General features: G+C 72.7%; 14 protein-coding genes. 4 read left to right on the forward strand and 10 right to left on the reverse strand.

The window, feature by feature from the left end; genetic code table 11:
* Nucleotides 1-69: 69 nt before the first annotated feature.
* A complete protein-coding gene (locus tag FHX82_RS22520) occupies nt 70-261 on the forward strand; it encodes a DUF1918 domain-containing protein (RefSeq protein WP_145938785.1) in 192 nt (63 codons plus the stop codon).
* Nucleotides 262-294: 33 nt separating this feature from the next.
* On the opposite strand, the gene FHX82_RS22525 is transcribed toward FHX82_RS22520, so the two are convergent.
* Nucleotides 295-1,113 (reverse strand): spherulation-specific family 4 protein, encoded by an 819-nt coding sequence (locus tag FHX82_RS22525; RefSeq protein ID WP_145938784.1) that lies wholly within the window; start codon nt 1,111-1,113, stop codon nt 295-297.
* A 288-nt stretch (nt 1,114-1,401) separates the two neighbouring features.
* Here FHX82_RS22525 and FHX82_RS22530 point away from each other — a divergent pair, with 288 nt between their 5' ends.
* Nucleotides 1,402-2,565, forward strand: coding sequence for an MFS transporter (locus FHX82_RS22530; protein ID WP_145938783.1), 1,164 nt, complete (start codon nt 1,402-1,404; stop codon nt 2,563-2,565).
* 2 nt (nt 2,566-2,567) lie between these two features.
* On the opposite strand, the gene FHX82_RS22535 is transcribed toward FHX82_RS22530, so the two are convergent.
* On the reverse strand, nt 2,568-2,867 hold the full coding sequence (locus tag FHX82_RS22535) for a DUF3017 domain-containing protein (RefSeq protein ID WP_183176766.1): 300 nt from the start codon (nt 2,865-2,867) through the stop codon (nt 2,568-2,570).
* Nucleotides 2,848-3,705 carry a bifunctional methylenetetrahydrofolate dehydrogenase/methenyltetrahydrofolate cyclohydrolase gene (locus tag FHX82_RS22540; protein ID WP_145938782.1) on the reverse strand — a complete coding sequence of 286 codons (858 nt, stop codon included), beginning with the start codon at nt 3,703-3,705 and terminating at the stop codon, nt 2,848-2,850. The genes FHX82_RS22535 and FHX82_RS22540 overlap by 20 nt, the downstream gene beginning before the upstream one ends.
* Nucleotides 3,706-3,843: 138 nt before the next feature.
* On the opposite strand from FHX82_RS22540, the gene FHX82_RS37145 reads away from it, so the two are divergent.
* Complete coding sequence (locus FHX82_RS37145) at nt 3,844-7,587, forward strand: glycohydrolase toxin TNT-related protein (RefSeq protein ID WP_229881511.1); 3,744 nt, start codon at nt 3,844-3,846, stop codon at nt 7,585-7,587.
* A gap of 245 nt (nt 7,588-7,832) precedes the next feature.
* Here the strand turns inward: FHX82_RS37145 and FHX82_RS22555 are convergent, their stop codons facing one another.
* A complete protein-coding gene (locus FHX82_RS22555; RefSeq protein ID WP_145938781.1) occupies nt 7,833-8,426 on the reverse strand; it encodes a pentapeptide repeat-containing protein in 594 nt (197 codons plus the stop codon).
* A gap of 27 nt (nt 8,427-8,453) precedes the next feature.
* Between FHX82_RS22555 and FHX82_RS22560 the strand changes: the two genes are divergently transcribed.
* Complete coding sequence (locus tag FHX82_RS22560) at nt 8,454-9,149, forward strand: methyltransferase (RefSeq protein ID WP_229881513.1); 696 nt, start codon at nt 8,454-8,456, stop codon at nt 9,147-9,149.
* Here FHX82_RS22560 and FHX82_RS22565 read toward each other — a convergent pair.
* The 6 genes from FHX82_RS22565 to FHX82_RS22590 all read right to left on the reverse strand — a co-directional run bounded on the left by FHX82_RS22565 (nt 9,132) and on the right by FHX82_RS22590 (nt 19,440).
* Nucleotides 9,132-12,479, reverse strand: coding sequence for an error-prone DNA polymerase (locus FHX82_RS22565; protein WP_145938780.1), 3,348 nt, complete (start codon nt 12,477-12,479; stop codon nt 9,132-9,134). The genes FHX82_RS22560 and FHX82_RS22565 overlap by 18 nt on opposite strands.
* Before the next feature lie 115 nt (nt 12,480-12,594).
* Nucleotides 12,595-14,139, reverse strand: a complete 1,545-nt coding sequence (locus FHX82_RS22570) for a DNA polymerase Y family protein (protein WP_145938797.1) — start codon at nt 14,137-14,139, stop codon at nt 12,595-12,597.
* Between the two features lie 202 nt (nt 14,140-14,341).
* Nucleotides 14,342-14,953 (reverse strand): DnaE2-dependent mutagenesis accessory factor ImuA', encoded by a 612-nt coding sequence (gene imuA', locus FHX82_RS38225; RefSeq protein WP_145938796.1) that lies wholly within the window; start codon nt 14,951-14,953, stop codon nt 14,342-14,344.
* Nucleotides 14,954-15,772: 819 nt separating this feature from the next.
* On the reverse strand, nt 15,773-17,326 hold the full coding sequence (gene purH, locus FHX82_RS22580; RefSeq protein ID WP_145939333.1) for a bifunctional phosphoribosylaminoimidazolecarboxamide formyltransferase/IMP cyclohydrolase: 1,554 nt from the start codon (nt 17,324-17,326) through the stop codon (nt 15,773-15,775).
* Nucleotides 17,323-17,940 (reverse strand): phosphoribosylglycinamide formyltransferase, encoded by a 618-nt coding sequence (purN, locus tag FHX82_RS22585; RefSeq protein WP_145939335.1) that lies wholly within the window; start codon nt 17,938-17,940, stop codon nt 17,323-17,325. The genes purH and purN overlap by 4 nt, the downstream gene beginning before the upstream one ends.
* A gap of 105 nt (nt 17,941-18,045) precedes the next feature.
* A complete protein-coding gene (locus FHX82_RS22590) occupies nt 18,046-19,440 on the reverse strand; it encodes a cell division protein PerM (RefSeq protein ID WP_183176768.1) in 1,395 nt (464 codons plus the stop codon).
* Between the last annotated feature and the right edge of the window lie 4 nt (nt 19,441-19,444).

Genomic DNA, 19,444 nt, shown 5'->3' on the forward strand with positions numbered 1-19,444 from the left:
CATACCCGTCCGGAGGTCTCGACGGCGCCCGCGCGCGCAACTACCCTGGTAGCCGCGGAGGTGGCGACGATGCACGCAACCGTCGGAGACCGGATTCTCGTGCACGGCAGGACCGTCGGCGCGGCCGACCAGCACGGCGAGATCGTCGAGGTGCGGGGCGAAGACGGCGGGCCGCCGTACCTGGTGCGCTTCGCCGACGGGCACGAAGGGCTCATCTTCCCCGGCACGGACTGCGAAGTCAGCCCAGCCGAAGACAGCTGACCCGCGCCGCCGGGGACGCGGGCCAGCCGGGGGTCAGGCTCCGATGAGTGCGGTTTCGCCGGTCCAGTAGCTGCCGGTGGGCAGGCTGTCCCACGGGTTGCCGTCGGGCCCGTCCGGCGTCACGTATACGTAGCCGGCGTTGCGCTGGCGGCTCAGCGCCATCGCGTTCTCCATGTCCGACTGCGACGCCGTGCTGTAGACCAGGTGCCAGATCTTGTCCGGGTCGGCCGAAAGCTCCCAGGACGGCGCGGTCCAGCCCGTGTAGCTGGCGTAGGTGCCCTCGAACATCACGATCACGTCGGCCGCGGACGAGTAGCACTCCTCGGCGGCACCGCCCGGGTTGTCGACCGTGAACCCGCCGTAGTTGTCCTTCACGTACTTGTCGACGGCCTTGTAGAGGTCGACGTGACCGCAGTCGGGCAGGCCGTCGTCGAAGAAAATGCCGGACAGGCCGTACGAGCCGTACCACGAATACCACTGCGAGACCTCGGCCTCGGCCTGCGCCGTCCACGCCTCGACGGAGGTCTCGCCGTTGTGGGTGGTGCGGCCGGTGGTGCCGAAGTAGCCCGTGTCGACGTAGCCGATGACCCGGCGGCCCGCCGCCGACGCGGCCTGGATCGCGTCGGCGTACTGCTGGTCGAAGCCGCTGCCGGGGCCGCTGTTCGGGTTGGCGATGGCGATGCCGACCGCGGAGCTGGCCGTGAGCTGCGGCCAGTACGCGGTGGCGGGGTTGAAGTAGGCCGGGATGGCCAGGTGCTGCACCGTGGGCGCGGCGGTGGCCGTGCCGACGGTGACCGCCGCTGCCAGCGCCGACGCGGTGGCCAGCAACCGGGAGAACATCCTGCCGTGCATGAAGGAACTCCTTGTCCGGTGGGGAAACGAGCGGATGGAGCCTCAGCTGAGGGCCAAACCATAGGGCGCGGTCACATAGAGCGTCAATGCGCGGTTTTGAGTGCGAACGGGCAACACCGCTCAGTTGTGATCACGTAAGGAGCGTCACCCTCCTGCCGGGATGACAAGCGCCACCTGCGCCGTTGACACTGGATGCGGGACAGTCCGAAGCGCCGTGATGCGCCTTGACTGTCCTTATTTCATGTCCCGGTCTGTATCGATGCAGTTCACGTCCTGGAAAGGAGAACCGTGCCCATCGCGCTACTCGCGCTGGCCATCGGTGCCTTCGGAATCGGCACCACCGAGTTCGTCATGATGGGTGTGCTCCCGCAGGCGGCCACCGACTTCGGGGTGTCCATCCCGTCGGCGGGCTACCTGATCACGGGGTACGCGCTCGGCGTCGTCGTCGGCGCTCCCCTGCTCACCGCGGTCGCCGTCCGGCTGCCGCGCAAAACCATGCTGCTGGCCATGATGGCCCTGTTCACCCTCGGCAACCTGCTGTTCGCGCTGTCGCCGAACCAGCAGTTCGGGGTCCTGTTCCGCTTCGTCGCCGGCCTGCCGCACGGCGCGTTCTTCGGCGCCGGGGCCGTGGTCGCGTCGAGCCTCGTCAAGCCCGGCGACCGGGCCAAGGCCGTGTCCATGATGTTCCTGGGCCTGACGCTGGCCAACGTCGTCGGCGTGCCACTGGGCACGCTGCTCGGCCAGCAGGTCGGCTGGCGCGCCACGTTCGGCGTCGTCGCGTTGATCGGCGTGCTCGCGCTCGGCGCGATCGCGAAGCTCGTGCCGCACCAGGGCCGTCCCGCCGAAGCCTCGCTGCGTGGCGAACTGGCCGCGTTCCGCCGCCCGCAGGTGTGGCTCGCGCTGGCCATCGTCACCGTCGGCATGGGCGGCGTGTTCGCCTCCCTGTCCTACGTGACGCCGATGCTCACCGACGTCGCGGGCTACTCGCCGCACAACGTCACGCTGCTGCTGGCGCTCGCCGGTGTCGGCATGACGATCGGCAACCTGCTCGGCGGCAGGCTGGCCGACCGGGCGCTGATGCCGAGCCTGTACGTCGCGCTGTTCGCGCTGGCCGCGGTGCTCGCGATCTTCACCCTCACCGCGCACAGCAAGGTCGGTGCTGCGGTGACGATCTTCGCGGTCGGCGTCGCCGGGTTCATGATCGGCCCGATGATGCAGACGCGGATCATGCAGAAAGCGGGCGGCACGCCGTCGCTGGTGTCCGCCGCGGTGCAGTCGGCGTTCAACATCGCCAACTCGATCGGCGCCTACCTCGGCGGCCTGGTGATCGCCGGCGGCCTGGGTCTGGTGGCGCCCAACCTGGTCGGCGCGATCCTGTCGGTGCTGGGCCTGTCCATCGCCGCCGTGTCCGGCACGCTCGACCGGCGCCAGCCCGCGCCCGTCGCCGCCTGACGTCAGGTGCCGAACGGGCCGTCGGTGATGGTGAAGGCGAGGAACAACACGAGGACGCCGAGGCCCGAGTAGGTCAGGACGTCCACGGGGCGGCCGCGGATCGCGAGCAAGCCCGCGCGCACCCCGGGCAGCACGGCCCGGAAGACCGCCGCCACGAGCAGGGCGCCGCCGACGATGACGGCGCCCTGCCGCCAGTGGTACTGCAGGACGCGCACGGCGGCGACCGCCACCAGCACCAGCACGACGGCGAACGGCACCTGTTCCAGTACCGCGGGACGGCGGCTACCGCGAGGCAACGACACGTTCGGCCGCCTCCACCACGTTCGTCACGAGCATCGCCCGCGTCATCGGCCCCACGCCGCCGGGGTTCGGCGACAGCCAGCCCGCGACCTCCTCGACCCCGGGCGCCACGTCACCGGTGAGCTTGCCGTCGACGTGCGAGACGCCGACGTCGAGCACCGCGGCACCGGGCTTGACCATGTCCGGCGTGATGATCCCGGGCACCCCGGCCGCGGCGACGACGATGTCCGCCCGCCGCACCTCGGCCGCCAGGTCTCGGGTGCCGGTGTGGCACAGCGTCACGGTGGCGTTCTCGGTGCGGCGCGTCAGCAGCAGGCCGAGGGCCCTGCCGACGGTGATCCCGCGGCCGACCACGGTCACGTTCGCGCCGGCGAGAGGAATGTCATAGCGGCGCAGCAGCTCGACGATGCCGTACGGGGTGCACGGCAGCGGGCCCGGCTGGTTGAGCACCAGGCGCCCGAGGCTGACCGGCGCGAGCCCGTCGGCGTCCTTCGCCGGGTCGATGCGTTCGAGGATCCGGCCGGTGTCGAGGTGCCTGGGCAGCGGCAGCTGCACGATGTAGCCGTGGCAGTCGGGGTCGGCGTTCAGCTCGTCGACGACGGCTTCCAGCTTCTCCTGGCTGATGTCGGCGGGCAGGTCCCGCCGGATGGAGTTGACACCCACCTTCGCGCTGTCCGCGTGCTTCATCCGCACGTACGAGTGCGAGCCGGGGTCGTCGCCGACGAGCACCGTGCCGAGGCCGGGCGTGACGCCCCGCTCCGCCAGTGCCGCCACGCGCGGCTTCAGCTCCGCGTAGATGGCGTCCTTGGTCGCTTTGCCGTCGAGAACCTTCGCCGTCACGCCGCCCATTCTGACAGAGGACACTCCGCGTAGCTCCGGTCAGACGCTCCGTACCTCGGTGGAGGTATAAATACAGGTCAAGAGAGGTAAAGGTGCGGGTGGTGTGCATTCGGTTTGCCCACCCGTCAAAATGAGCTGGTGGCTCAACCGACGACGCAGCTGAACGCGACCGAGCAGGACACACTGGTCAAACAGATCGGGCTGGCCCTGCTCCGGGCCGCTCCACGCGACTGGCGTCGCGTGACCGCGCACTACCGGGCGGTGGGCCGGTACCACGAGCTCACCGGGGAGGTCCTGAACGAGGACGGCAGCGTCGGCGAGTGGATGGCGACGCACGACATCGCGACCCTCTTCGGGCGCCTGCGGGCCGGGATGTACCGCGAGGGCCGCGGCACCTGGTTCAACGCGCGGTACCAGCTCGACCACCCATCGAGCTACAACCTCGAGTACGACCGCGAAGAGCCGCGGTGGGACCTGCAGCCCCCGCCGCAGGCGTACGCCGACGAGCTGCGCATGTTCCCGCGTTCGGAGGAGAACGTGCCGGAGTGGCTGATGCGCCGGATGTCCGGTCTCGGCCCCGAGCAGCCCGGCCCGCGGTTCCGCATCGCCCGCATCTTCGACGGCCAGGGTCCCGACGGGCGTCCGGTGCTCAACCGCCCGGAGCTGGACGCCGACGAGCTGGACCGGCTGTACGAGTACCTGAGCACGGCGCCGGTGGTGCTGTCCGAGCGCGGGCTGGACCTGGACCGCCTGGCGTCGCCGCCGACGGCGAAGGTGCCGGTGGCGTTCCACACCGACGGCACGTGGATCTGGCCGGCCGCGGTGAACTACTACCTGCAGGAGTACGGCATCGCCCCGGAGGCGGAGCTGGTGGCGCACGTCCAGCAGGCCGGGTTCCGGGTGCCGGAGGTGCCCGAGCAGGCGCTGCAGGCCGCGGGAGCGCACCTGACGCGCGGTAACCAGCCGCCGCCCCCGCCGCCGCGGCCGGTGGTCCCGGAGGTGCCGGAGCAGCAGCCCGTTGCCGAGCCGGCCACGACGTTCACCCCGGCGCCCGTGCTGGACGACGGTCCGCCGACGATGATCCAGCCGCCGGTGCAGGCGGAGGCCGAGTCGCCGGTGCTGGACACGCTGCGTGGGAGGCTCAAGGAGCTGGGCGTGCCCGAGTCGGCGTACCGCATCGGCGAGCCCGCCCGGCACGGCTGGAGCATGGAGCAGGTGGACTCCGGCTGGCGCGTCGGCTGGTACGACGACGAACTGACCAACCCGGCGGTCTTCGGTGACGCCGAGGACGCGGCGGCCTTCATGCTGGGCAAGCTGCTGCTGGCGCCCCGCGAGCAGCAGGCGGTGGCGCCTGGCCTGTCGCCGGCGCCCCCGATCCAGCCGGACGACACGGCCCCGGTGAACGGCGGCCCCAGCGCGGACCGGGCGCGGGAGAGTCGCGGTTTCCGCGGTGCGCCGGGCGGGTTCGTCCCCGTTGAAGAAGGCACCTCCGGTGCTGAGGAGTCGTTCCGGGAGCCGCATCCGGGCTCGCGGGAAGGTCGCGGCGAGGAGCCCGACGAGGCGGAGGGACGCGAAGCGGCTCTCCGGCCGGACGCCGACTCCCGAGGCCCCGAAGGCCGCCGGGAGACGTCCGCCTTCCAGTCCGAGGCGCCCGAGGCCCGGGGCTCCGAGACACGCCCCGCCTTCCAACCCGACGGTGGCGAGCGCCACGCCTTTGAACCGGAGGCCGCCGAACCTTCGGGCCGCAGGTCGTTGCCACCCGAGGGTGGCGAGGCATCGGGCCGCCGCGCCCTGCAATCCGAAGGTTCCGAGCGGCGGGCTTTCGAGCCCGAAGCCGGTGAGACTTCCGGTCGCCGAGCCCTGCAATCCGAAGGTTCCGAGCGGCGGGCTTTCGAGCCCGAAGCCGGTGAGACTTCCGGTCGCCGAGCCCTGCAATCCGAAGGTTCCGAGCCTTCCGGACGCCGCGCACTCCAACCGGAAGGCTCCGAGCGGCGGGCCTTCGAGCCCGAAGGTGGCGAGACTTCCGGCCGCCGCGCCCTCCAACCCGAAGGTTCCGAGCCTTCCGGACGCCGCGCCCTGCAGCCCGAAGGCTCCGAGCGGCGGGCCTTCGAGCCGGAAGCCGGTGAGACTTCCGGTCGCCGGGCCCTCCAACCCGAGGGCTCCGAGCGGCGGGCCTTCGAGCCCGAAGCCTCAGAGGCGCCGGGCCGCCGAGCCCTGCAGCCCGAAGGCGGCGAGCGCCGCCCCTTCGAGCCGGAAGCCCCCGAGGCTTCCGGTCGCCGGGCTTTCCAGCCTGAGGGGGCCAACCAGCGCTCGGCCTTCCAGGCGGAGTCCGTCGACAGCCGGTCCGGCTTCCGGCCGGAGGGTCCCGAGGGGCGTCCCGGGTTCCAGCCCGAGGGTGCCGACCACCGCGGCTTCCAGCAGGAGGGTCCCGACCAGCGTCAGACCTTCCAGCCGGAAGGCCCGGAGAACCGCCCGGGCTTCCAACCCGAAGGTGGGGACCCCCGAGGCTTCCACCCGGACGCCGCCGAGAACCGCCCGGGTTTCCAGCCCGAGGGCGGTGAGCACGGCGGCTTCCAGCCCCCCGCCCGTCCCGGCTTCCAGCCCGAGGGCGGCGAGCACGGCGGCTTCCAGCCTCCCGCCGAGCGGCCCGGGTTCCAGTCCGGAGGCTCCGAGCACCGCGGCTTCCAGCCGGACGCTGCCGAACGGCCGGGCTTCCAGCCGGACGTCGCGGACCGACCGGGGTTCCAGCCCGAGGGCCCGGACCACCGCGGCTTCCAGCCCGAAGGCGGCGAACCCGGCGGCTTCCAGCCTCCCGTCGGCCGCCCCGGCTTCCAGCCGGACGGCGGCGAGCACGGCGGCTTCCAGCCGGACACCCCCGACCGCCCGGGCTTCCAACCCGACGGCCCGGACCACCGCGGCTTCCAGCCCGAGGGCGGCGACCCCCGCGGCTTCCACCCGGACGCCGCCGAGAACCGCCCCGTCTTCCAGCCCGAGAGCGGCGAGCACGGCGGCTTCCAAGCCCCCACCGACCGCCCCGGTTTCCAACCCGAAGGCGGCGGCTTCCAAGCCCCCACCGACCGGCCCGGAGGTCCCGAACACCGCGGCTTCCAGCCGGACACCGGGGACCGACCCGGGTTCCGGCCCGAAGGCGGCGAAGGCCGTCCCGGGTTCCGGCCCGAGGACGGGCGCGGCGCTGAACCGCGGCCGGGGCGGCCGGAGGAACCGCGTGGTGACCTGCCGCCGCGGCCGGAAACTCCCGCGGCACGGCCGGAACCCGCGCGCGCCGAACAGCGGCCGGAGGGCCAGCCCGTCCGGTCCGAACCGCCGTCACCTCCCGCCGGCGAGCCGCGGCTGGAGGAGACCATCATCGACGCGCCGCCGACGATGGTGGCCGCGCCCGTGCCTCCGCCTGCCTCGCGTCGTGAACCGGCGCCGCAGCAGGTCGCGCCTCAAGGGGCACCGGCACCGCAGCAGCAACCCGCCCAGCCGCGGCGGGCCGCCGCGGCACAGGGCGGGAGCGGTCAGGGCCAGTGGCCCGTCCAGCCGCTGCCCGGCGAGCCGCCCCTGACGTTGTTCCGCGGCAAGGAGATGCGGGAACTCCCGGCGGGCAGTGAACTCGACCGGTTCGGCAACCCGGACGGCAACCTCACCTACGCCGCCGGCACGCCGTTCGAGGAACGCTCGCTGGTGCCGGAGTGGGTCGACAGGCCGTACCACGTCTACCGCGTGCAGCGCCCCATCGAGGCACTCGCCGGGGTGGCGATCCCGTGGTTCAACCAGCCCGGCGGCGGCGCGGCCTACCTGCTGCCGGCGTCGATCGAGGAACTCCTCGCCGAGGGCGACCTCATCGAGCTCGACCCGGGCGAACCGCCCATCGACTGACCGTGAAACGGCCGGCTTCCCCCGCGGAAGCCGGCCGTTCTTCGTTCAACGCGCCACCACCCGGACGCGGCCGCGAACACCATCCGCAGCAAGCCTCGCCCCGGCAGCACCATGCCCGGCCCCTGGCACCCCGCAGCAGCCGACCGATCTCCGGCCAAGACACCAGGCACGGCCACCACCCCGACATCCACCGGCGCCCCGCAACGGCCGACCGATCTCCGGCCAAGACACGCGACCGTCCCCGCTCAGGACACCACCAGCCCGTGCGCGGCCGCGAAGGCGATCGCCATGTCGACGTCCACCCGCGCGCCGCTGAGGTTCGCCCGCACCAGGCCGTCCGCGTCGACCTTCGCGCCGCGCAGGTCCGTGCCCGACAGGTTCGTGCCGAGTAGCCGCGCGCCACGCAGGTCGGCCTCCCTCAGGTTCGCGTCCGTCAGGTTGGACTCCACCAGGTTCGACTCCCGGAACCGCAACCCCGACAGGTCCAGCTTCCTCAGATCCGTCCGGGCGAGGCTGACGAGCGTGAAGTCCGTGTCCCGCGCGGAGATCGACCGCAAGCGACAGTCCACAAAGGACGACCCGAGCAACGAGCACCCGCGCCACGACACCTGCGCGAGCACGGTGCGGTCGAACGTGCACGACCGGAACGCGGACGACTCGTGCCGCGACTCCCCCAGGTCCGTGCGCGTGAAGTCGCACTCGTCGAACGTGCAGCCCTGCGTCACCAGCCCCCGCAGATCCGCCTCGGTGAAGTCGCAGCGCACGAACTTCCGCTTCTCCCACCGCGCCTGCGGCAGCACGGCGTCGCGGTAGTCCTCCCCGATTTCCGCCTCTTCCATGGCCAGGAGCGTGCCACACTGGCAGGCATGGTCCACGAGCCGATGCTGTCGCCCGACGACGTCGACCGGATCCACCGCTGGCACGAGGAAGCCAACGCGGGCATCCGCAGCGACACCCCGCGCACCTTCACCTACCTCGGCCACACGATCGTCGTGCCGCCGGACGTCATGCCCCTCTCCGGCACCTCGGCGCTGCTCGGCGAGGCGGTGCTGGAGGAGGTCCGCGAGGACGACCGGGTGCTGGACGTGGGCACCGGCAGCGGCGTCAACGCGATCCTCGCCGCGTCGAAGTCGCGGGACGTCGTCGCCGTCGACATCCACCCGCGCGCGCTCGAAGCCGCCCGCGAGAACGCCGAACGCAACGGCGTCGCCGACCGGATCACCGTGCTGCACAGCGATGTCTTCGAAAACGTCGAGGGCCGGTTCGACCTCGTCGTGTTCGACCCGCCGTTCCGCTGGTTCGCCCCGCGCGACCTGTTCGAGGCCGCCATCACCGACGAGGACTACCGGGCGCTGCGGACGTTCTTCCGCCACGCCAAGGCGCACCTCACCGACCGCGGCCGTCTGCTCGTCTTCTTCGGCACCACCGGCGACCTGGCGTTCCTGCGGCAGCTCGCCGACGACGCGGGCTTCACCACCGAGATCGCGCGCAGGCAGGAGCTGATCAGGGACGGCCGGATCGTCGAGTACTTCACGTTCCGGATGTCACCGGAAGTCCCGTGACTTCGACGAAATCCGCATCGGCAGGTTCTGCAGGCGGTCGGCCAGGATGCTCACCACCCCGTCGGCCCGCTCCACCACACCACGCACCAGCATCGCCGAGCTGCCGCGCGCGATCCGGTGGTAGCGACCCCACAGCCCGGCCGTGCACACGACGTTCACCATGCCCGTCTCGTCCTCGATGTTGAGGAACGTGATGCCGCCCGCCGTCGCCGGCCGCTGCCGGTGGGTGACCGCGCCGCCGATGAGCACCCGTTTCCCGTTCTCGACGTCCGCCAGCTTCGCCGCGGGCACCACGCCGAGCGCGTCGAGCCGGTCGCGGATGAACTGCGTCGGATAGCTGTCCGGCGACATGCCGGTGGCCCAGACGTCGGCGACCGCGAGGTCCACCTCGTCCATGCCCGGCAACGTGGGCGCGTCCGTGCCGACACCGGTGCCCGGCAGCTTCTCCGGTCGTTCCTCGGCCACCGCCCCGGCCGCCCACAGCGCCCGCCGCCGGTCCCCGCCGATCTCCGGGAAGCAGCCGAACGCGCCCGCCGTCGCCAGCGCCTCGACCTGCGGCCGGGTCAGCCGCACGCGCCGCGCCACGTCGGCCATGCTCGTGAAGGGTCCGCCGTTTTCCCTTACCCGGACCAGTTCCTCGGCCAGCGCCTGCCCGATCAGCCGGACCGTCGCGAGCCCGACGCGGACGGCGTGCCTGCCCTCCCCGGCGGGTTCGAGGGTGGCGTGCGGCAGGCTCGCGTTGACGTCCGGGCCGTGCACGACGACCCCGTGCCGCCGGGCGTCGGCGACGAGCGACTGCGGCGAGTAGAACCCCATCGGCTGCGCGCGCAGCAGGCCCGCGCAGAAGGCGTCCGGGTGGTAGTACTTGAAGTACGCGCTGGCGAACACGAGGTACGCGAAGCTCAGCGCGTGGCTCTCCGGGAACCCGAAGTTCGAGAACGCCTTCATCTTCTGGAAGATGCGCCCGGCCAGCTCCTCGTCGATGCCCTTCTTCGCGGCCCCGGCGTAGAACCGGCGCCGCAGCCGCTCCATCTTCTTCGTGGACCGCTTGGCGCCCATGGCGTGCCGCAGCTCGTCGGCCTCGGCGGCGGTGAAGTCGGCGACGTCGAGCGCGATCTGCATCATCTGTTCCTGGAACAGCGGCACGCCGTACGTCTTGCCGAGCGCGGGCTCCAGCAGCGGGTGGTCGTGTTCCCACTTCTCCTGCCCGTTCTTGCGCCGGATGTACGGGTGCACCGACCCGCCCTGGATCGGCCCCGGCCGGATCAGCGCCACCTCGATCGCGAGGTCGTAGAACTTCTCCGGTTTCAGCCGCGGCAGGGTCGCCATCTGCGCGCGGCTCTCCACCTGGAACACGCCGATCGCGTCCGCGCGCTGGAGCATCTCGTAGACGTTGCGGTCGCCCAGGTCGAGCTTGCCGAGGTCGATCTCGACGCCCTTGTGCTCCGCCACCAGTTCGAGCATGTACCGCAGCGCCGAGAGCATGCCGAGCCCGAGCAGGTCGAACTTGACCAGTCCCGCGGACGCGCAGTCGTCCTTCTCCCACTGCAGCACGCTGCGGTTCTCCATGCGCGCCCACTCGATCGGGCACACCTCGCTCACCGGGCGGTCGCAGATCACCATGCCGCCGGAGTGGATGCCGAGGTGCCGCGGGAAGTCCTCCAGCGCGCCCGCCAGCTCCAGCACCGATACAGGGATGTCGTGGTCGTGACCGTCCCTGGTCTGCTGCAGCGGGCCCCACCGGTCGATCTGCTTGCTCCACGCGTCCTGCTGCCCCGGCGAGTAGCCCAGCGCCCGGGCGGCGTCGCGCACCGCGGACTTGGCGCGGTAGGTGATCACGTTCGCCACCTGCGCCGCGCGCAGCCTGCCGTGCTTGGCGTAGACGTACTGGATGACCTCCTCGCGCCGGTCGGACTCGATGTCGAGGTCGATGTCGGGGTAACCGTCGCGGTCCGGGGCGAGGAACCGCTCGAACAGCAGTTTCCACTTCACCGAGTCGACCTTGGTGATGCCCAGCGCGTAGCAGACCGCGGAGTTCGCCGCCGAACCCCGGCCCTGGCACAGGATTCCCTGCTCGTGACAGAACCTCGCGATGTCCCAGACGATGAGGAAGTAGCCGGGGAAGTTCAGCTTCTCGATGATGTCCAGCTCGTGTTCGATCTGCCGCCACGCGTCCGGGCGCTTTTCGGGCGGCCCGTACTCCTTGAGCGCGCCTTCGCGCACCGTCTCACGCAGGAAGCTCGCCTCGGTCTCGCCCTCGGGGAGGTCGAACGGCGGCAGGTTCGGCGCCATCAGCTTGAGGTCGAACGCGCACCGCTGCCCCAGCAACGCGGCCCGCTGCACCGCGCCGGGGTAACGCGCGAACCGCGCCGCCATCTCCTCGCCGGAGTGCAGGAAGGCCATGCCCGACGCCGGCAGCCAGCCCTCCATCTCGTCGACGCTGCGCCGCGCCCGGATCGCGGCCATCGCCCCGGCGAGGCGGGCGCGGTCCGGCGTCGCGTAGTGCACGTTCCCGGTGGCCACGGTGAGCAGGCCGAGCTCGTCGGCCAGCGCGGCGAGGGCGTCATTGTGTGTGCTGTCCCCGGGATGCCCTTGGTCGATCAGCTCGACGAACACGTGCTCGGGACCGAACAGGTCCATCAGCCGCCGCATCTCGCGCGCCGCCCCCGCCTGCCCCTCCCGCAGCAACGCCCGGCGCACCGGGCCCTTGCGGCAGCCGGTGAGGACGACGACCTTGCCGTACACCTCGGCGGCGACGGACTCCAGGTCGTACACCGGGCGCCCCTTTTCCGCCCGCTGCGCCTTGGGCAGCTCGGCGTCGTGCCCGCGCAGCTGTCCGGCGGTGATCGCCCGGCACAACGCGGCGTAGCCGTCCTCCCGTTCGGCCAGCAGCAGCAGGTGCTCGCCCTCCGGGTCGGCGATCCCGTTCTGCGGCCCGGAAAGCCCGAAGCTCAGCTCGGTGCCGAACACCGTCTTGACGCCCAGTTCCCTTGCCGCGTCGGCGAAACGCACCACGCCGTACATGCCGTCGTGGTCGGTGAGCGCGATGGCGTCCAGCTCCAGCCGCGCTGCCTCCTCCACCAGCTCCTCGGGGTCGCTCGCGCCGTCGAGGAAGCTGAAGTTGGAGTGGCAGTGCAGCTCGGCGTACGGCACGCGGTGGCCGCCGCCGGAGAGGTCGTCGGCGCGCCGCGCGGGGAAGTCCGTCGGCCGCAGGTAGCCCTCGCGTTTCCGGCTCCACGCCGGGGAGTCACCGCCGTCGGTGGGTGCCGGATCGCCGTTCAGCGTCCGTTCGAGCTGCCGCCACGGGACGACGGGGTTGTGCCAGCCCACGGTCAGTCCAGCGGGGTCCGCGGCAGCGGGATCCAGGGCTCCTCGGGTTCGAGCGCCTGGTCCACGCGCTTCTGCAGCAGCCACTGCCGGATGTCGCGCAGGAACTCGTCTTCCATCAGTCGTACACTCCCTCAACCGTCCATTTGAGACTGTCCATTCCGGTACCCGTCAGCAGCACCGCCAGCTCCGGTTCGCCCGCCAGCAGCACCTGGATCCGGGTCCGGCACTCGTCGGCACCCCAGCGGGGTTCGACCAGCCACGGCCCGGCCCAGTCCAGGACCTGCCGAGGCCCACCGCGCAGGAGCACCACGGCGGGCGGGGCGGTGAGCTCGCGACGCCGGGTGAGCCCGACCTCCGCGCCCGCGGCGTCCCGCACCCGCGCCGGCCCCGGCTCGGCGAACACCGTGGCAGGGGACGGCTGCGGCAGCCGGCCCGGCCAGGTGGCGTCCGGCGGGCTCGTCACCGCCCGGTGGTCGCCCCACGGCACCAGCCGGACCCGTTCGGCCGGGCCACGGCCGCCGTCGAGTACCGCGGTGAAGACGCTGTCCGGGCCCAGCAGGCCCTGTACGCGGACCAGCGCGCGGGCCGCTTTCTCGTCGTGCTCACCGGTGAGGCCGCGCCAAAGCCCGAGCTGGAGGGACTGCCCTTCGACGGTCTCCTCCGGTTGCAGCAGCAGCCGCACGATCCCGGCGGTGGGCCTGCCCGCCGGGTCGGCCCGCAGCCAGCCCTCGAACTGCCAGCGGACGCGGTCGGCGATCCCTTGCGGCGTCAGGGGTTCCGCGCACCGCCACACGCGGTTGAGCTCCTCGCCGTGCTCGGTGGTGGCGGAGATGCCGAGCCGGGTGCAGGCCAGCCCGTGTGCGGCGAGCCCGGCGTGGAAGCGTTCGGCGAGGGTCTTCGCCATGAACGCGGCGGCGTCCACGCGGTCCAGCGGCGGGTCGAACTCCTTGGGCACGGCCAGTTCCGGCGGCAGGCGGCGGCGGTGCGGCGGGCGTTCGGAGCGGCCGTTCGCGAGCCGGTGCGCGACCAGGCCCGCGCTGCCGAAGCGGGACACCACGTCCCGTTCGGTGAGCGCGGCGAACGCCCCGAGGGTGCGCAACCCCAAGCGGCGCAACAGGTCCACGAGCTCGGCGCGGTCGACGTCCGGCTGGTCGAGCTCGTGGACGCCGAGCGGGGCGAGGAACTCCTTGGCCCTTCCGCGTTCGACGATGACACCCCGGTGCGCGGCGAGCGTGGCGGCGAACAGCCCGTCGGCGATGCCGATCTGGCATTCCACGCCCGCGTGGCCGGACACCTGGTCCACCAGCAGCTCGGCCAGCGCCTGCTCGCCGCCGAAGTAGCCGGCCGCGCCGTCGACGGGGACCGCGACCAGCCCGGGCCGCACCACCTCGACGCCGACGACCAGCTCCTCGACGGCGGCCGCGACGGGCTCGAACAGCCGCGCGTCGCGCCCATCGTCGGTCGCGAAGACGGCCAGCTCGGGGCACCGGGCCTGCGCCTCGCGCCGCCGCATGCCGCGGCGTACCCCGGCAGCGCGGGCGACGGCGGAACAGGCCACGACCCGGTTGGCGGAGAACACGGCCACGGGCTGGTGGGCCGGCACACCAGCCGCGATGGCCGCCGAGACCGCCGCCCAGTCCGCACACCAGACAGCGAGCATGCGCGTGGTCATCCGACGCCCTCCGCGGGCTGGGAGGCGGTGGCTTCTGTCGCGGTCCAGGGGGTCCCGGTGGCCACCACCGCCCAGGCTGCGGCCTCTACAGCGCTCCAGGAGCCGGTCCCCATGCCCCGCGCCACACAGCCGCCACCTCGCGCGATCCCAGTGGTCAGGCGGACGCCCTCCACCGTCAAGAGGGTGGCGGTCATCCGACGTCCTCCGCGATCCACGTGGCGGGCCGGGCGTCTTCCGCGGCCTGGGGAACGCCGGGCAGGGCCAGTTCGGCGTGCCGGGGCCGGGTGGCGGCGCCCCGGCCCGAGATCCGCACCTCCAGCCGCCGGGTGCGGAAGTGTCCGGCGCCACCGTCCAGTCCCTCCCAGCGGGAGGCGACACAGGTGAGGTCGAGCTCCGCGCCGGGCCACGGGCCGCAGGAGAGCAGCACGGCTCCCCGGTGGCGGGCGCGGGCGGACAGCCGCCGCGCCACCGAGGGAGCCGCCCCCGGGGTGACTGCGACCAGGTCGACCCCGTCGAGCAGCGCTGCGGTCACCGAGGCGAACTCCACCCCGGGCCGAGGCACCAGCGCCAGTCGGCCGACCTCCACCCCGAGCTCTTCCGCCGCCGCAAGGCCGATGTCGGGCAACCCCACCGCGGCGGCCCACGAACCGGTGGCGGTGGCCTCGGCCAGCAGTGCGAGCACGAGCGCGGCGGAACCGTGGACCGCCACCGTGCTGCCGCGCCGCAGACCGCCCGCGGGCAGCAGGTCACGCAACTCCGGCCGCACCGGCAGGAACTGCCCGTGCGGCGCCGCGGCGGCCAGACTCGCGTGGAGCTTGCGGACACGCTCGAAAACGGCGACGGGCGCGCTGGGTTCCCCACCGGAGACAGCCCCTTCGGCGGCTACCCAGTCGAAGCCGCCGACGCCGCCAGCCTTCTCGGCGGCCCTCCGACCGAACTCACCCCGGGGAGCCAGTACGGCACCGATGTGACCAGAGCCGGCCTTCCCGCCATCCCAGCCGGACTCACCACTGGCCGGTACACCGCCAGCGCGAGCAGAACCCGCCTCCCCAGCAGCCTCCCAGCCGAACTCGCCACCGGGAGCCGGGCCGAAACCAGCCTTCTCACCCCGCCCCCGAGCGACCCCAACCGCCCCACAGCTCCTCGGCGCGGGTATCGCCGGCGGGTCCGCGGCCTGGCCGGGCTCCCGCACCTCGGCCAGGCCCACGGCCTCCACCGTCGCCGCTGCGATGGGTTCCGAGGCGGTCCCCACCACCTCGTCCCGCGAAGCCGCCCCCGTGACGGCTTCCCGCGACGTACCCGGCGAAGCCGCCCCCGAGGCGTCCCCACCGGCACCCACCGACGTGACGGCACCGCCCGGCCTGGCCAGCTCGCTCGCCACGAACACCCCGGGCAGAGCCGCCAGCTTCGCGACCGACACCGCACTCCACCTCCCCGCACAGACGTCTCCCGACCCCGGTCCACGGCACGCGCACCAAGGAGGGAAGGATTCACCGCGGGGAAGGCGGCGAGTCGAACACCAGTTCGACTCGCTCAGTCTGCATCGCGCCCGGGCCCACTGTCAAGTCGAACGAAAAACCGGCGCTCCCAAGGGAAGCGCCGGTCCTGTCGCAGCGAACGATCAGTGGGTGAAGTGCCGCGTTCCGGTCAGGTACAGGGTCACGCCCGCCTCCTCGGCGGCCGCGATCACCTCGGCGTCGCGAATGGACCCACCCGGCTGCACGACCGCGCGGACGCCGGCCTCCAGCAGCACCTGCAGCCCGTCCGGGAACGGGAAGAACGCGTCCGACGCCGCGACCGAGCCCTTGGCCCGCTCGCCCGCCCGCTGCACCGCCAGCCGCGACGAGTCGACGCGGTTGACCTGCCCCATGCCGACCCCGACGGTCGCGCGGTCGTTCGCCAGCAGGATCGCGTTCGACTTCACCGAGCGCAGCGCGCGCCAGGCGAACTCCAGGTCCGCGAGCGTCTCGGCGTCCGCGGCCTCGCCGGTCGCCAGCTTCCAGTTCGCCGGGTCGTCGCCGGGCGCGTCGATGCGGTCGACGGTCTGCACGAGCATGCCGCCGGAGATCGGCCGGAACTCGATCGGGTCCGGGTTGCGCAGCTCCGGCAGCCGCAGCAGGCGGATGTTCTTCTTCTGCCGCAACACTTCCAGCGCGTCCTCGTCGAACGCCGGGGCGAGCACGACCTCGGTGAACACCTCGGCGATCTGCTCGGCCGCCGCGAGGGTGACCGGGCGGTTGCTGGCGATCACCCCGCCATAAGCCGAAACCGGGTCGCACGCGTGCGCCTTCCGGTGCGCCTCCGCGACATCCGCGCCCACCGCGATGCCACACGGGTTGGCGTGCTTGATGATCGCGACCGCGGGCTCGGCGAAGTCCGCGGCGGCCCGGCGCGCGGCGTCGGTGTCGACGTAGTTGTTGTAGGACATGGCCTTGCCGTGCAGCTGCTCGGCGTGCGCCAGCCCGCCGCGCCAGTGCCGGTACACCGCGGCCCGCTGGTGCGGGTTCTCGCCGTAGCGCAGGATCTCGCCCCGGTCCCACGTGCCGCCGGTGACGTCGGGGAAACCGGAGTCGTCGGCGGGTGCGTAGACGTTGGCGAACCACGCCGAGACCGCCATGTCGTAGCTCGCCGTGTGCGCGTACGCCTGCGCGGCAAGGCGCTTGCGGTCCTCGAACTCGAACCCGCCCTCGCGGACCTGCTCCAGCACCCAGCCGTAGCGCTTCGGGTCCACCACGACGGCCACGCTGCCGTGGTTCTTCGCCGCGGCGCGGACCATCGCGGGGCCGCCGATGTCGATGTTCTCGACGCAGTCCTCGGGGCTCGCGCCCGACGCGACGGTCTCACGGAACGGGTACAGGTTCACCACCAGCAGGTCGAACGGCGCGATGTCCAGCTCGCGCAGCTGCTCGACGTGCTCGGGACGGTTCCGGTCGGCCAGCAGCCCGGCGTGCACCCGCGGGTGCAGCGTCTTCACGCGGCCGTCGAAGGACTCGGGGAAACCGGTGACCTGCTCCACCGGCGTGACCGGCACCCCGGCGTCGGCCAGCGTCTTCGCCGTGCCACCGGTGGACACGATCTCCACCCCGGCCGCGTGCAGGCCGGTGCCGAGTTCCAGCAGACCCGTCTTGTCCGAAACACCGATCAGGGCCCGCTTGACCGCTCGCCGTCCTGTCACCGGAAACTCACCTTTCGTCCGTCCACAGTGCACCCACCCCGGCCCAGCCGCTCGACCACCTCGACCAGCAGCCGCCGCTCGACCACCTTGATCCGCTCGTGCAGCCCGGCCTCGTCGTCGTCCGCCTCGACCGCCACCGCCTCCTGCGCGATGATCGGCCCGGTGTCCATACCGGCGTCCACGAAGTGCACCGTGGAGCCGGTGACCTTGACGCCCATGGCCAGCGCGTCGGCGACCGCGTGCATGCCGGGGAACGACGGCAGCAGCGCGGGATGCGTGTTGATCACCCGGTTGGAGAACCGGCCGAGGAAGCTCGGGCCCAGCAGCTTGAGGAAGCCCGCGGACACCACGAGGTCGGGCCGGTAGGCGGCGACGGCTTCGGTGAGCGCCTTGTCCCACGCGGCGCGGTCGGGGTGGTCGCCCATCCGCACGGTGAAGTGGGGCACTCCGGCCCGCTCGGCCCTGGCCAGCGCCTCGATGCCGTCCCGGTCCGTGCCGACGGCGACGATGCGGGCGGGGTAGCCCGGCCGCTGGGCCGCGTCGACGAGCGCCTGCATCAGCGTCCCGGAACCGGACGCGAGCACGACCACCCTCACCGGCGTGGGCAGGTCCAACCGACTGGACTCCAACGCCTCTCCTTCACCCGGGGTTTCTCGCATCGAGCCTAGCTGTCGCGCGAAGCGCGTCCGTTGAGGGTGGTGGTGGGAGAGGGGCTGGCGCTAGTCGCCGGGGTCTTTGGGCTCGTCGGAGGCCTGGACGGGCTCCTCGGCGTCGTCCGGTCCGGACTCCTCCTCGGGCGCTTCTTCCGGCTGCTCTTCGGGTTCCTCGGACTCCTGCGGCTCCTCCTCGGGCTCCGCCGGGAGGTCCTCCTCTTCCGGCTCCTCGACGGGCTCGGGTTCCGGCTCCTCCTCGACCACCATCGGCGGCGCGGGCATCCGGCGCGATCCGGCGAGCCAGGCCACCAGGCTCCCGGGCACGGCGATCCACCCGAAGGCCGCCACCGACAGCAGCCCGACCGGAACGGACACGGGGTTGAACGGCCCGTGACCGAGCCGCCCGCCCGCGAGCGTGCCCAGCAGGACGCAGCCGAACCCGATGAGCGCACCGGCGATCCCGACCGTGCGCAGCCGCGCCCGCGGGTCCTCGTCGCTGTGCCGCAGCGACCAGCCGACGAGCACCCCGACGGCGGCGGGCAGCACCAGCAACGCCGGCCACCAGCGCGCGGCGTGCTCCGGCATGCCCCCGAGCAGCGGCAGGCCCGGCAACGTGCCGCCGCGGAACGAGAACGGCGTCAGCGAGACCGCGCCGACCGAGAACCCCGGCCCGGCGACGAAGGAGAGCGTGGCGACCACGGCGTTGGGCAGATAGCCGACGGACAGCAGCAGCATGCCGACGCTGCTGCCGAACCCGGGGGCGTTGGCCGCGAACAGCTGCCCGACGGTGTGCACCGACACGACCAGGCTGACCGTGTACACGATGGCTCCGGCGGCGAGCAGACCCGCCAGCCCCAGCGCACCGGCCCGCAGGCCGCGCAACGCCACGGGGTCGAGGTACTCGCGCGCGGCCGCGACGATCCCGCAGCGCTTCGCGAGACCGGCCGTCGCGCACAGCGCGGACACGAACCCGGGCACGAGGAACGCGGTCAGCGGTTCGACGCTGAGCCGCACGTCGCCGACGGTCAGCGCGATGGTGATCCCCGCCAGCGCGTGGGTGGCGGCGATGGGGGCGACCACGTTCACTGCCTGACCGGGTTCGCGGTAGCCGAGCCGGCCTGCCGCGTGCGCCGCGGACCCGGCGACCAGCGCACCGACGCCGATGGTGCCGAGCAACGGCAGGACGCCGAGGTCGCCACCGGTGATCGACACCGGCACCTGGTAGGCCGCGAGCAGCCCGGGACCGGCGGCGCGCAGCACGCCGAGGACGGAGAAGTGCGAGATCGACGCGAGAGCGGTGACCAGTGCGAACAGCGCGACGACGAGGGCGTAGCCCGCGACCAGCGGACCGAGGGCGGCCGCGAACACGACCTTGGTGCGTGTGGCGCCGCTCAGCTCACCCGGCTCGCGCAGGCCGGCCACCTCCTCCTCGGCGGGAGTGTGCGGGGTGAGCAGCTGCATGCTT

The sequence above is a fragment of the Amycolatopsis bartoniae genome (genome assembly GCF_014191255.1).
GTDB lineage: Bacteria > Actinomycetota > Actinomycetes > Mycobacteriales > Pseudonocardiaceae > Amycolatopsis_E > Amycolatopsis_E bartoniae.

What these genes read in the sequence shown, in the direction of transcription:
- FHX82_RS22555 (WP_145938781.1), bottom strand. Translation starts at nt 8,426, where the DNA reads ATGGAAGAGGCGGAAATCGGGGAGGACTACCGCGACGCCGTGCTGCCG.
- FHX82_RS22590 (WP_183176768.1), bottom strand. Translation starts at nt 19,440, where the DNA reads ATGCAGCTGCTCACCCCGCACACTCCCGCCGAGGAGGAGGTGGCCGGC.
- FHX82_RS22520 (WP_145938785.1), top strand. Translation starts at nt 70, where the DNA reads ATGCACGCAACCGTCGGAGACCGGATTCTCGTGCACGGCAGGACCGTC.
- FHX82_RS22560 (WP_229881513.1), top strand. Translation starts at nt 8,454, where the DNA reads ATGGTCCACGAGCCGATGCTGTCGCCCGACGACGTCGACCGGATCCAC.
- FHX82_RS22525 (WP_145938784.1), bottom strand. Translation starts at nt 1,113, where the DNA reads ATGCACGGCAGGATGTTCTCCCGGTTGCTGGCCACCGCGTCGGCGCTG.
- FHX82_RS22570 (WP_145938797.1), bottom strand. Translation starts at nt 14,139, where the DNA reads ATGCTCGCTGTCTGGTGTGCGGACTGGGCGGCGGTCTCGGCGGCCATC.